General features: G+C 27.6%; 15 protein-coding genes and 1 pseudogene. 11 read left to right on the top strand and 5 right to left on the bottom strand.

All coding sequences use genetic code 11. From position 1 onward, the window contains the following. Complete coding sequence (locus tag AWT63_RS01485) at positions 1-1,419, top strand: UDP-N-acetylmuramoyl-L-alanyl-D-glutamate--2,6-diaminopimelate ligase (protein ID WP_068267915.1); 1,419 nt, start codon at positions 1-3, stop codon at positions 1,417-1,419. Positions 1,420-1,467: 48 nt separating this feature from the next. After that, positions 1,468-2,514: an extracellular solute-binding protein gene (locus AWT63_RS01480; RefSeq protein WP_156414480.1), complete on the top strand. Its 1,047-nt coding sequence runs from the start codon at positions 1,468-1,470 to the stop codon at positions 2,512-2,514. A 38-nt stretch (positions 2,515-2,552) separates the two neighbouring features. Here AWT63_RS01480 and AWT63_RS01475 read toward each other — a convergent pair whose 3' ends face one another. After that, positions 2,553-3,785, bottom strand: coding sequence for a galactokinase (locus AWT63_RS01475; RefSeq protein ID WP_068267914.1), 1,233 nt, complete (start codon positions 3,783-3,785; stop codon positions 2,553-2,555). A 216-nt stretch (positions 3,786-4,001) separates the two neighbouring features. Between AWT63_RS01475 and pip the strand changes: the two genes are divergently transcribed. From pip to AWT63_RS01440, 9 genes are all read left to right on the top strand, one after another. After that, entirely contained in the window at positions 4,002-4,931 is a 930-nt protein-coding gene (gene pip / locus AWT63_RS01470; RefSeq protein WP_068267913.1) for a prolyl aminopeptidase, read from the top strand. Between the two features lie 5 nt (positions 4,932-4,936). Continuing rightward, on the top strand, positions 4,937-5,782 hold the full coding sequence (locus AWT63_RS01465; protein WP_068267912.1) for a tetratricopeptide repeat protein: 846 nt from the start codon (positions 4,937-4,939) through the stop codon (positions 5,780-5,782). Further along, positions 5,779-6,672, top strand: a complete 894-nt coding sequence (locus AWT63_RS01460) for a DUF4037 domain-containing protein (protein ID WP_068267911.1) — start codon at positions 5,779-5,781, stop codon at positions 6,670-6,672. The genes AWT63_RS01465 and AWT63_RS01460 overlap by 4 nt, the downstream gene beginning before the upstream one ends. A 3-nt stretch (positions 6,673-6,675) precedes the next feature. Further along, a complete protein-coding gene (locus tag AWT63_RS01455) occupies positions 6,676-7,263 on the top strand; it encodes a DUF4125 family protein (RefSeq protein WP_068267910.1) in 588 nt (195 codons plus the stop codon). Positions 7,264-7,385: 122 nt separating this feature from the next. After that, a complete protein-coding gene (locus AWT63_RS01450) occupies positions 7,386-7,679 on the top strand; it encodes a hypothetical protein (protein ID WP_068267909.1) in 294 nt (97 codons plus the stop codon). Positions 7,680-8,260: 581 nt separating this feature from the next. Further along, entirely contained in the window at positions 8,261-8,668 is a 408-nt protein-coding gene (locus AWT63_RS06305) for a reverse transcriptase domain-containing protein (RefSeq protein WP_197407562.1), read from the top strand. A gap of 763 nt (positions 8,669-9,431) precedes the next feature. Continuing rightward, a complete protein-coding gene (locus AWT63_RS06300; protein ID WP_197407841.1) occupies positions 9,432-9,587 on the top strand; it encodes a hypothetical protein in 156 nt (51 codons plus the stop codon). Between the two features lie 226 nt (positions 9,588-9,813). Continuing rightward, positions 9,814-9,975, top strand: coding sequence for a hypothetical protein (locus AWT63_RS06210; RefSeq protein WP_156414479.1), 162 nt, complete (start codon positions 9,814-9,816; stop codon positions 9,973-9,975). Between the two features lie 79 nt (positions 9,976-10,054). Then, positions 10,055-10,873, top strand: coding sequence for a hypothetical protein (locus tag AWT63_RS01440; protein WP_068267908.1), 819 nt, complete (start codon positions 10,055-10,057; stop codon positions 10,871-10,873). 945 nt (positions 10,874-11,818) lie between these two features. Here AWT63_RS01440 and AWT63_RS01435 read toward each other — a convergent pair. The 4 genes and pseudogenes from AWT63_RS01435 to AWT63_RS06205 all read right to left on the bottom strand — a co-directional run. Continuing rightward, positions 11,819-12,208, bottom strand: a complete 390-nt coding sequence (locus AWT63_RS01435) for a hypothetical protein (protein ID WP_068267907.1) — start codon at positions 12,206-12,208, stop codon at positions 11,819-11,821. 71 nt (positions 12,209-12,279) lie between these two features. Continuing rightward, positions 12,280-12,570 carry a hypothetical protein gene (locus AWT63_RS01430; protein WP_068267906.1) on the bottom strand — a complete coding sequence of 97 codons (291 nt, stop codon included), beginning with the start codon at positions 12,568-12,570 and terminating at the stop codon, positions 12,280-12,282. An 88-nt stretch (positions 12,571-12,658) separates the two neighbouring features. Beyond that, a pseudogene (locus tag AWT63_RS06075) lies at positions 12,659-12,760 on the bottom strand (30S ribosomal protein S10); the annotation flags it as partial. Positions 12,761-12,845: 85 nt separating this feature from the next. Further along, the coding region (locus tag AWT63_RS06205; RefSeq protein ID WP_197407842.1) for an EF-Tu C-terminal domain-related protein at positions 12,846-12,917 on the bottom strand (72 nt) is incomplete at its 5' end.

Genomic DNA, 12,917 nt, shown 5'->3' with positions numbered 1-12,917 from the left:
ATGTTTAAAGATGTAAAGTATGAAATATTACAAAAAGGTTTAGATTTTGAATTTAAGTCTATAAGTTATGATTCAAGAGAGATAACAAGTGGAGATATATTTGTTGCCATGCATGGAACAAATGTAAATGGAAATGATTATATATCAAAAGCTATTGAAAATGGTGCAGTTGCAGTAATAACTGATGATAAAACTATAAATATTACAAAATATGAAAATATATCATTTTATTATGTAGAAAATTTAAGACATAATCTTGGTATTATAGCATCAAATTTATATGATTTTCCGCAAAATAAGTTAAAAGTTATTGGTGTTACAGGTACTAATGGAAAAACTACAAGTACATACATATTAGAAAGTGTGTTGGAAAATTCATCTAGAGTAGGAACAACTGGTTATAGAATATTAAATGAGAATTTTAATGCTAAAAATACAACTCCAGAATCTCTTGATTTAATAAAACTTATGGACAAAAGTGTAAAATTAGGTGTTGAGTATTTCTTTATGGAAGTTAGTTCACATTCACTTTCTATGGGAAGAGTAGATATGTTAAATTTTGATAGTGCAATTTTTACAAATCTAACTCAAGATCATTTAGATTATCATAAAACAATAGAAGATTATTTTAATGCTAAATGTAAAATAATAGACTTACTAAAACCAAATGCAAAACTTTGTGTAAATATTGATGATAAATATGTAAAAACTTTAAATGGCATAAGTATAAGCACAAAAGATAAAATGGCTGATATTTATGGTGAAATATTAGAGTATACTAATAATGGAATGAAAATTAGAATTACATCAAAATATGGAATAAAGGAAATAGTAACAAAACTTGTTGGGGAATACAATTTACATAATATTTTAGGTGTAGTTGCTTCTCTTACAAGTATAGGTATTGATTTTTCGTATATACTTGATAAAATTTCTAAAATGGAGTCAGTAGTAGGTAGATTTGAATTAATTGAAAATGACAAAAATGCAAGAATAGTTATAGATTATGCACATACACCTGATGGATTAATTAATGTATTAAGTACACTAAAAAAGATTACTCAAAATAGACTTATTACGGTTTTTGGTGCAGGTGGAGATAGAGATAGAACAAAAAGACCTTTAATGGCAAAAGCAGCGGCAAAATATTCGGATTATATAATATTAACATCTGACAATCCAAGAACAGAAGATCCAAAGCAAATTTTAGCAGATGTTGAAAAAGGTCTTACAGATATTAATTATACTAATTATATAATAATAGAAAATAGATCAAGTGCAATAAATCATGCAGTGAATATGATTTTACCAAATGACAGTGTAATTATTGCAGGAAAAGGACATGAAACTTATCAAATTATAGGTAAAGAAATACTACATTTTTCTGATAAAGAGGAAGTTAAAAAGAGTTTGAAATAAGGATATTTATGTGTTAATATTTAATAAAAAATAAGAGGTGGTATTGAATTGAAAAAATTTTTTTTATATTTAATTATGTCTATTTTATTACTTACAAGTTGCGGTTCAAGTACAACTAATGAAAATGAACTTAATATTTATACTTGGATATATTTTATTCCTGATGATGTTGTTGAAAAATTTGAAAAAGAAACAGGAATAAAAGTAAACATTACTTACTACGACAATAATGATACGATGATGGCTAAACTTTTAACTGGTACAGATCAATATGATATTGTATCTCCTTCAACTGATTATGTTGATGTAATGATAAAAAATAATATGTTATTAAAGCTTGATAAAACAAAGCTAAAAAATACATTTGAAAATCTAGATGCGGATAGACTAAAATTATATGAATTTTCAAAAATATATGATAATGGACTTAATTATTCTATTCCATATGGATATTTTGCAACAGGTGTAAATGTAAATACTTCAATTTTAGGTAAGGATTTTCCAAGGGATTTAAGTCTTTTTGAAAATGAAAAATATAAATCAGGAATGACTATGTTAGATGATGGACGTGAAACATTAGGATTAGCCTTACAATATCTAGGATTTGAATCAAATACAAGTAATGATAAAGAATTAGAAGCTGCAAAGCAATTAATTATTAAATTTAAGAAAAATTTAGCAAAATTTGATAGCACAACTTTTGGTAAAGGACTTGCATCCGGAGAATTTGTAGTATCGCATGGATACCCTGATGTATTTTATGAAACAAGTGAAGAGGAACAAAAAAACTTTACATATTTCTTGCCAAAAGGAGCTATGATGTATATTGATAATATGTCAATACCTTCAAATGCAAAACATGTTGAAAATGCATATAAATTTTTAGAATTTTTATATAAACCTGAAAATTATGTTAAAGTATTTGAACAATTCAGACAAATACCAGTAATTAAAGGTGTTGAAAAGTTAACTACTGTTAAATCAATAGTTACCGTTGAAGAAATATTAAAAAATGCAAAATTACCGGTAGGACTTGATGAAGCAACAAGGGAAAAACAAAATAAAGTATGGGATGAAATAAAACTAGCTAAATAATAAAATGGGAGTTTTAAAACACTCCCATTTTTAATAGATTAAATATTTTTTAAATTTATTGCTCCATAAGATCTTATATTTACCTTATATACATCGCCATTTACATATTTTAAAATATATTTGATGTAAGAATTTGAATCTTCTTTTGGAAGAATTGTCATTATAACTCCTGCGAAACCTCCACCATGAACCCGACAAGTACCTTTTATATTGTATTTTTCAATATAATCTTGTGTAAGTGCTAAAATTATGGGTATAGGTTGTTCTTGTGATTTAGTTGGAACATAACAATTTTGAAGATATTTGTATGATGACAAGCCTGAATTTTGAATAATTTTTAAAAATTGTGAATAATTTTTTTCATTTAAGGCTAAAATCAAATTATCAACTCTTTCATTTTCATCAAAAAAGTGCATTGCACGAAGTATAGCTCGATCTCCACATTTTTTTCTAAGTACATTTATATTTTCTAATAAGAATTGTTTGTTAATATTTCTAAGTTCTGTATTTGCAATACTTATCATTTCATTAGGTATAGCTGAATACTCTTCTGATAAATCAGCATGAGTACCACCTGTTGGAACAATAATTATATCATATTTATGTTCAATATCACTTGAACTTAATTTTGTTATTTTTGGATTTTTAATATCCTCAAAATCTATTGAAACAAGCCCACCATTAGCACATGCAATTTGATCAAGTAATCCTGATTTTTTATTCCAATTTGTATTTTCTGAATATTGTCCTGCTTTTGCAAGAGTTACTATATCAAGTTTGTCGTTATTATAAAATGAATTTATTATAGTACCTATAAGCATTTCAAATGATGCAGAAGAACTTACTCCGGCAGAAGAAATAACAGTTGAAGTTATACAAGCATTAAATCCTCCAATATTTCCTGATTTTTTTAAAGCATTTAACATTCCTTTTACTAAAATACAAGACCAAGAATTATTTTTTTCAACATCTAAATTATTTAAATCTATTACATAATTTTCATTATATTCCAGACTTTTTATTCTTATTTTATTATCGTTATTTTTACAAGCTATTGCTATTGTATCAAGATTTATACTTGCACAAACAACTTTACCATGATTATGATCTGTGTGGTTTCCGATAATTTCGGTTCTTCCTGAAGATGAAAATAATTCATAATCATCTGTATTTCCAAATTGCTTTTTGTATTCATATAATAAATTTTCATATCTTTTTATACAATTATTTTCATTTTTATATAATTTTAAAATTTTATCAATATATTTCATATGTTAAAACTCCTTTTAATTTATATCTTTATTTTACCTAAAAAAAACTAAAATCATTAGAATATATTTATAAAAATTTATTTTTTTATAAACTAAAAAGCATAATTAAATAAGAAACATAATTATTTAGTTGTTTTATATAATTAACTTTTAATATATTTGATTTATATTTTCAATATTGATACAATCTACATATATGAAATAAAGGGTGATAGTATGGAAGCGTTATACGATGAAGTTATGCCATATGAAAGTGGTTATTTAAAAGTAAGTGATATACACGAAATATATTATGAGCAATGCGGTAATCCTAATGGTTTACCTATAGTTTATGTACATGGTGGTCCTGGTGGAGGAAGTGGAGAACTTGCAAGAAAATTTTTTGATAAAAATAAGTATAGAATAATAATATTTGATCAAAGAGGCTGTGGAAGATCAAAACCTTTTGTGGAATTAAGAGAAAATACAACATTTGATTTAGTATCAGATATGGAGACACTAAGAAAAAAATTAAATATAGATAAATGGATATTATTTGGAGGAAGTTGGGGAACGGCATTAAGCCTTGTATATGCAATAAATTATCCAGAATTTGTTAGCGGAATGATATTAAGAGGTATATTTTTAGCAAGACAAGAAGACGTTGATTGGCTTTATTGCGGTGGAGCCGCACAATTTTTCCCTGAAGCATTTGATAAATATATTTCAGTATTATCAGATAGTGAAAGAAAAGATATTATTGGAAGCTATATGAAATACTTGGGTTCAAGTGATATGAATATAGTTGCAAAATATGCAAAATATTGGAATGATTGGGAAAGTAGTTGTGTGTCTCTTTATCCAAGAGAACTTGCAAAAGAAGTTACAGATTATGATATAGCTATTGCAAGAATGGAATGTCACTATTTTTTTAATAAAAGTTTTTTACCTGAAGATAACTATATATTAAATAACGTGGATAGAATAAAAGATATACGAACTTACATATGTCATGGAAGATATGATGTGGATTGCAGACCAAGCGGAGCATATGAATTATATAAAAATATGAATAATTGTGAATTGGTTTTTGTTGATGCTTGTGGTCATTCATCAATGGAGCCGCTAATGGCTGCACAATTAATTGAATTTACAGATAAGTGGTGATTAATATGAAAACTATAAGTGAAAAACTTTCATTTTTAAAAAATGCAGTAGAAAAAAGAATTATACTTCAAAAAGAGAGTAAAGGTATAGAAGAAGTTGATTTATTAATTGAAATGACAAGAGTAACAGAAGAAGTTTACGGAAGTACAAGCAATCAAGCAATTAATATGTTAAATGAATTGGGTGGGGCTGCAAAATATATAGGTAAATATGATTTAGCAGTAGAAAGTATAAAAAGAGCAAAAGATATTATAGAAGAAAAATTTTCAAAAGACTGTGTTCCATATGCAACAACATGTCTTAATTTAGCAGAAGTTTATAGATTTGCAAATGAACTTGATAAAATAGAAGACATGTATTTAGAAGTTATAAGGGTATATGATTCAAATAATATGCAAGAATCATATGAATATGCAGGTGTTTGTAATAATTTAGGACTTTTTTATCAAGATATTAAAAATAGTGATAAAGCTTTATCGTATCATTTAAAAAGTTATGAAATATTAAAAGATAAAAAAGAAAGCAAAATTGCTTTTGCAACAACTTTAAATAATATGGCAATAGCATATAGAATGTTAGGAGAATCTGAAAAATCCGATGATTTAATAAAGCAATGTTTTGAAATATATGAAAAAGAAGTAGGTAAAAACCATTCAATGTATTCAGCAGCGTTAAATAATCTAGCAATTGCAATGTATTATAAAGGGGAATTTGAAAAGTCACTAGAACTTTTTAATAATAGTTTAGAAATTTGTAAAAATTCCTTTGGGACAGATAGTATGAGTTATAAAAATTTAGAACAAAATATTAACTTAGTAAAAGAAACTATGGAAATGGGTAAACACGAATGACTGGTTTAGAGTTATCAAAAAAATACTTTGAAGAAGTACTTTATAAAAAAATAAAAGAAAATTTTGATATACCAATATCTGCGGGATTAATTGGTTATGGATCTGAATGTTATGGATTTGATGATTTAATTTCAAGAGATCATGATTTTTATCCTATGCCTTGTATTTGGATAAAGGAACAAGATTATGTATCAAATAAAGAGAAAATAGAAAAATTTATGGAAACTTTAGATGATACATATATGGGATTTAAGATTATAAATAAAAGTGAATGGGGAGAAAATAGAAGAGGATTTTTAAATATAAATGACTATATTTACAGCTTTTTAGGTAGTTTAACTGGTCCTGAAAATGATATGAATTTTAGAAGGATACCTCAATATTTATTATCTTCATTTACAAATGGCGAAATATTTGTTGATGAATTAGGAATAATAACTGAAATAAGAAATAAAGTGAAATATTATCCTGAAGATATAAGACTTAATATGATGGCAACTAGATGCATGCAAATACATAGAGAAGGATTATATAACTATACAAGATGTATAAGAAGAAATGAATATGTAGCTTCAACACAAGCTTTGGGATTATTTATAACAAGTGTAATTGAAATGTATTGTTTGATTAATAAAATATATTGTCCTTACTATAAATGGCAACATAAAATGTTAAAAAATATAGAACCTGAAATATATGATTTATTAAAAAAATTAGTATTACAAGAAACTACATATAATGCCAAAATAAATATTATTGATGAAATAAGTAATAAAATAATGGAAGATTTAAAACTAGCAAATTCAATAGATTTAATTGAATGTGCCATGATAATTCAAAATAAAATAAGAAATGATGAGATTAGAAGTTTAGGTTGCTGGAGTGATTAATTTATGGGGATAGTTAAAGAAATAGTTGAAATGGAGTGGGATTTATTCACAAACCTTAATAATACTGGTGGTCGTGCAAGTTGTCAGGACAATAAAGAAGAGTTTTTTATTAACCGTACCAGCCAATGGGAAAATTTAAGTGAAGATGTTCAAGATAGTTATTATAATGATTTATTAAATGCATCTGAATATTGTAGAAATTTAATGTTTGAAAAGTATGCATATATGATGAAAACAACTCATCCTGATGAATATGAAAAAATTAAAATGTACTTACCTAAAGAAGATATAATGAAATTAAGAGTTATTGAAAGAATAGAAAGTATAGTTTTGGAATGGGAGAAAGAAGTTGTAAATAAATATCCAAAATTTTCAAAGTTATGCAGACCTATTGAAAATAACTGTGAAAATCAATTAACAAATGCAAGAGTATATTTTATTGGAGAACATATGACTTATTCTTATACAACTAATTTATATTATTTTGAGTTTGTTAAAGATTTAAAATATAATCTTGTTGAAAAAATTTTTACAGATATAGTGAAGAAAAAGGGGTATGAAAGTATAGAAGATATAGAGAAAACCTTATAGTAATATATAGAATTAATATAAAGAAAACCTTGTAGTTAAAAGGTCAATTTTCCTTAAAAATTTTTATTTGTTTAGTAGAATTATGTTATCGCATGCTTAATAATTATAGATAAGGAGAAAAGATGAAAAAGAAAATATTTATTGTATTAACACTGACAACAAATTTACTTTTTGCAGTAAATGACAAAGAAATTAAGGCTAATGCTAATGTTGGTTTAGTTAGAGATTCGGCTGTAGTAGTAAAGGTGAAGTGGTTAATATATAAAGAGGCAACACTTGAAAGATATACAATGTCAGGAGAACTACAAGAAAAATTTTTAAAAAGTTTTTCATTAAAAGAAAATATTAAAATTAAATTAAGGGAAGGATCAAGCATATGTGCGACTTGTTATCGTATAAACTCTAATGAGGGATAAAACCTGTATTAGAATTAAAATTGATGGCTGAATTTATTCAGCCTACTTTGGCAGTGTCGAGGAAAGTGCTGAAACATCAGACTCTAAGAAATATTTAGTATTATGGATTTCAGGAGGTATTTGGCGAACTATACCAGAAAAGTTTAGAAAACAGGAAATTTAAAAACTTGATAGAATTGATTTTTATGAAAGAGAATATCAAACTCGCCTATCGAAACATGAAAAAGAATGATAGGAGTACCACACCGGGGGGGTGGTTGACGGAAAAATGATAGAGCATTTAGCAAAAATGACTGAAAAAGAAATCATTTAACTTGTCCGTAATAAACTGGGATTGTATACGCCGAAAGCTATCAGACGAGTGGAGATTGACAAAGGTAATGGAAAGAAAAGACCGCTTGGGATTGCTTCGATTTAAGACAGGCTGATACATCAATGTATTCTGAAAGTGTTAGAGTCTATATGCGAATCAAAATTTCATGATAGAAGCATGGAATCCATTCAAATAGAGGTGTGGAAAATGCACTTGAACAGGCAGAAAAACTGATATAGAACAACAAATTGCATATCGTGGTGGTGGGATGATAGGAATGCAGGATAAAAAGCTCATTAGTATTATTTCAGACATGTTTAAAGGAGAAATTTCAGGAATTGTTTTTACAGAGAAAGGCACAGCTCAAGGTTCGATTATCTCACCATTGTTATCGAATGTGGTGTTGAATGAACTTGACTGTTGGATTGACACTCAATGGGACTTATGCCTACAAGACGCGCCTATTAAAGAAGTAATAAAGGCAAATGGAACTGATTTAAAATCAAAGAAGTACATGGCTTTGCGGGACAGAATATTAAAAGAGCGTTTTATCGTAAAGGGATCTGATGATTTTAGAATCTTTTGCAGTAAACACAAAGACGCGGTTTTAATATTTGAAGCCACAAAACAACGGTTCAAAACAAAGTTAAGACTGGATATTAGTCCGGAAAAATAAAAAATTGTCAATCTAAAACACAATTATTCGAAATTTTTATGTTTTAGAATAAAAGTACATAGGAAAGGCAATGATACAAAATGTAAACCACCAGTCGATAAATATGTAGTAAAATCGTATATCTCAGAAAAGGCTTTGAATAAAATAAAAATAAACGAAAAAGAGAGGATCACAGCAATACAGAAAACGAATGGAAGCAGAGCTGGTGAGTATGTAATTCGAAATTATGATAGCTTTGTCATGGGAGTACAGAATTATTACAGCATGGTAAAGTATGTAAATCCAGATATGCAGACTTTAGCCTATGAAATCAAGACAAGCATAAAAAATCGGATTAAAGACAAGAGTGAAACGCAGAACTAGCGAAGCATTAACACCATATCTTTAAGAAAAATATGGAAAAAGTAAAGAACGGCTATTTATAAATAGTGTGCCTAGTATAAATAGGGTATGTGCAACATCGTGTTCTTCTCCACAAAAAGGCTATAGTAATTAAGTATACAACTGAGGGAAGAAAAGAAATGTACAAACAATTAGAAACTGCAGATATATAAAGGGTGCATGAATTTATGAGTAAAACCCTATCAGTAATGAGACTGTAGAATTTAATGGTAACTGCGTTTTGCTGTTCGTGGCACAAAGAGGAAAATGCGTAATTTGCAAGCAGACTTTAATTTTGGGAAATATGCGGTGTGTCTGTAAAATGCTAAAATCATGTGGTGGTGATGATAAATATAATAATCTGATTATTGTGCATAAATAGATGGAAAGACTGATAAAAAGTCTGGACAGAAAAGAAATCAAGTATATTCTAAATAAATACAAACTAGAAAGTAATCAAAGGCGGAAAGTAAATATCATAAGAAAAAATGCAGGATTAGAGGAAATAGACATAAAAGCACTTGATAAGGAACTATAATTTACGATGTTAAAAAGTAAAAAGTTGCTGATGACGGAACGCCGCATGAGGAGAAGCCCTCACGTCCGGTGTGAAGTAATTTATCAAAAGGACATATTGATACAAGTTTTAATATATTTGCTACAGTTAAGATTGAAAAAAATATTAAAATATGATTTATCAGTTTATACAGGACTTGATTTAGGGCTAGATGTATCGCTACATCATTGTATATCTAAAACAACTAATGGTATTAACTAGAAATACATTTATTATTGAAAAAAGAAAATTTGTACTTCCACATGCAATAGGATATTTTGGAGTGGATTATAAAAATTTTGAATTTAAAGTAGGAGCAGGTTATTCAAAATTTATTATACTTGGATTTGAATATAGATTTAAATTTTAAAGAAAAATTGAAATTTACACTTGCTTTTTTTATTATTTAGGTGTATAATAAAACAGTTAAATTATTATGAGGAGAAATAATGAAAAAAATATTATTTACGATATTAATTGCATTTTCACATTTACTTTTTGCATCAGCTAAATATACATCGTTGGGTGGAGATATTAGAAAAGATAAAGAAATTAAACTTGGAGCAAGTATAGGTCTGGTTAGAGATGGAGCTTTGTATAGCAGTAAACGTCAATCAAATGATACATATAAGGAAGCAACACTTGAAAGATATGCTATGTCAGGAGAATTACAAGCCAAGTTTTTAAAGAGCTTTTTAGTAAAAGAAAATGTTAAAATTAAAGTAGGGGCAGGAACAAGTATATATATACAGTATGATAAGCCATTACATACAGGATTTAAAAATAATAATAAGTATAATAATCACAAGGATATCAAAGAACCAGAACTTCCAAATTTGGGAAGTGGAGACTCGGCTAGTTTATTATATTACATAGATTTATTGAAACAATTAGAAGACGAAAAAAGGACATCAAACAGTATGTATTTTACAAATCTTGATGGTATGGTGAATTTAGCAAAAGCACATATTGATGCCAATTTTACAATATTTGGTACACTAGAAATTGAAAAAATGGTAAGTCAAGACTTTTCAGTTTATGCAGGAGCAGATTTAGGAGTAGACATAGCACTACATAAGTGTATTGCTATATCATCCAACACATCTTCTGTTGGTTATGAAGGAACATATAGAATTGAAAGAAGAAAGTATGTACTTCCGCATGCAAGAGGATATTTTGGGGTAGATTATAAAAATTTTGAATTTGAAATAGGTGCAGGATATCCTAAATTTATAACATTTGGTTTTGGATATAGATTCAAATTTTGATGTTATTGATATATTTCTATGCTTTTTTGCACATATGAATTGTAAATTCAAGTATAAGTATTTACCAAATTTGTCAGCTATTTTGTATTGGATACATTTTCTTGGTCTGTTATTTAGTTTTTCCAAATTTAGTTAGTTTTATATCTTCCACATTTACATAGGATAAATCCATCCCTTTGGGATAAAATTCTCGCAGTAAACCATTGGATTCTTCGTTTGTACCCTTCTGCCATGCACAATAAGGATTACAAAAATACGTTTTTCAGTACAAATGCCTTTCGATCTCTATATATCCAGCTGACTCTTTTCCGTGGCCAAAAGTTATTGTTTTTGTCACGATGTTTTCTGTTCGACTTTCTTTCCTCTAAAGTAAAAAAAATACTAGCTTTTTCTTTGGTGAGCTATTCTTCCAGACTCCACGGTGTACACTAAATGACCCAATTCTTTACGTTTAAATATTTAATTTGGACGTTTTTTTATTTTTCTACTGTCACATTAAACTTCCCTCTTTTTTCTTAGGTTTTATTAAACTTTCATTTTATTCGCAAATTCCCCCCCATCATAATCTTCGGTAACATAAACAGTAGATTGTTGAAGTAGAAGGGATAAAGTTTATTGCATCAGTTTGCCGATGTGCAATTTGTTCAGGAGACTAATGTTCTAAGAGTTTTGATTCCACATATTTTAATGTATTTCGTTTACTTAGGAGCATATGGCATCGATATTTATTGTTTTCAAGGATTGGGAAATACTTAGTAAACCATGCATGAGCATTCTTTGAAGTATACGAATAAAATGTTTGTTTGGTCACTTACATTTTAACATATAGTATTTTCTATGGGCTATTATTAGTGTTGTACTTGCTATGATAACGTACCTGTAAAAAAGGAAGCTTAAATTTTTGCTTCCTTTTGGGGATTCTCTATGCAACAGACCCTGTAAATATTATTTAACCATTAAATTATGAAGTTCAGCACCATTAGCATCTAAGTCATACATAGCTCCAGTAAGTCCATCAACTATATATCCCCAGAAACCTGGTAAAAATAAGTTACCAACAACAAAAGCTCCTACATTTACTTTTGGAGTGATTTTTATTGTTTGTTCATTTGTTTTAATAGTATAAGTAGCTCCATTGAAAGCTCCATCACCTTTTGCAAGTTTTGTTTCTAATACTCCAATACCTGTAGCAATAGGTAAATCATTTTTGTCATATATTGAAATTACTTTTTTGCTTGCAGAAGTAATCTTTATCTTTTGTTGGGTTCCTCTAACAATACTTGCACAACTTGTAAACATAAACATAATAGTAAAAATAATCAATAATTTTTTCAATTCAAACACGTCCTTTCGGTTTCTTATATAAATTTTTGTATATTTATAACAATTTTATCTTTTTTGGTTCTTCAAACTTCGCTGCCTACCAAAAATCTTCCATATTTTTTTAATGATAAAATAGAACCACTATCAATAATTTTAGATTTTTGTAAACATAATTCATAATTAAGTTTACAAAATCCTTGTTCAATATATAAAACAGATTCATTCCTTGACATATTTGTAATAGCACATATTAAATTATCTAATCTATTTGATGATATAGTTAAATAAAGAGATTCAAATTTAAATTCTAAATCTTTTTTATCTGAAATACTAATTAAACAATTATTTAAACCGATCTTTTTTAAATTTGACATTATAAACTCAACAATATCTTCAAGAACGTATACATAAGCAACATTATTTTTTACAAATATATCTCCAAGTAAATTTCTTTTAATATTAAGAGCCAGCTTTTTTAATAACTTCAGCTATTTTTTTAGCAGATTGATCTAACAATTTGTGGTCATAAGATTGAAGATGTATACTTAATTTATTTTCCAAAATTTTTCCTCCTATTTTCTTTCTACAAGGGGCATAAAGCCCCTTATAGCAGTGTTTTCAAATTTTATTAAATGTATTTTATTTTTTATTATTTTTTAATTTCTGCAACAACTCCAGAAGCTACCGTTCTTCCACCTTCTCTTATCGCAAATCTTAATCC

Origin of the sequence: Caviibacter abscessus (assembly GCF_001517835.1) — a bacterium.
Lineage (GTDB): Bacteria > Fusobacteriota > Fusobacteriia > Fusobacteriales > Leptotrichiaceae > Caviibacter > Caviibacter abscessus.
The sequence above is the reverse complement of the archived record's forward strand: the minus strand, read 5'-3'. Positions and strand labels throughout refer to the sequence as shown.

Bases quoted from the DNA above. Each gene is read 5' to 3' on its own strand.
- AWT63_RS01455 (WP_068267910.1), top strand. From the start codon at position 6,676: ATGGGGATAGTTAAAGAAATAGTTGAAATGGAGTGGGATTTATTCACA.
- AWT63_RS01440 (WP_068267908.1), top strand. From the start codon at position 10,055: ATGAAAAAAATATTATTTACGATATTAATTGCATTTTCACATTTACTT.
- AWT63_RS01475 (WP_068267914.1), bottom strand. From the start codon at position 3,785: ATGAAATATATTGATAAAATTTTAAAATTATATAAAAATGAAAATAAT.
- AWT63_RS01465 (WP_068267912.1), top strand. From the start codon at position 4,937: ATGAAAACTATAAGTGAAAAACTTTCATTTTTAAAAAATGCAGTAGAA.
- pip (WP_068267913.1), top strand. From the start codon at position 4,002: ATGGAAGCGTTATACGATGAAGTTATGCCATATGAAAGTGGTTATTTA.
- AWT63_RS01460 (WP_068267911.1), top strand. From the start codon at position 5,779: ATGACTGGTTTAGAGTTATCAAAAAAATACTTTGAAGAAGTACTTTAT.
- AWT63_RS01430 (WP_068267906.1), bottom strand. From the start codon at position 12,570: ATGTCAAATTTAAAAAAGATCGGTTTAAATAATTGTTTAATTAGTATT.
- AWT63_RS06300 (WP_197407841.1), top strand. From the start codon at position 9,432: ATGGAAAGACTGATAAAAAGTCTGGACAGAAAAGAAATCAAGTATATT.
- AWT63_RS01450 (WP_068267909.1), top strand. From the start codon at position 7,386: ATGAAAAAGAAAATATTTATTGTATTAACACTGACAACAAATTTACTT.
- AWT63_RS06305 (WP_197407562.1), top strand. From the start codon at position 8,261: ATGATAGGAATGCAGGATAAAAAGCTCATTAGTATTATTTCAGACATG.
- AWT63_RS01485 (WP_068267915.1), top strand. From the start codon at position 1: ATGTTTAAAGATGTAAAGTATGAAATATTACAAAAAGGTTTAGATTTT.
- AWT63_RS06210 (WP_156414479.1), top strand. From the start codon at position 9,814: ATGGTATTAACTAGAAATACATTTATTATTGAAAAAAGAAAATTTGTA.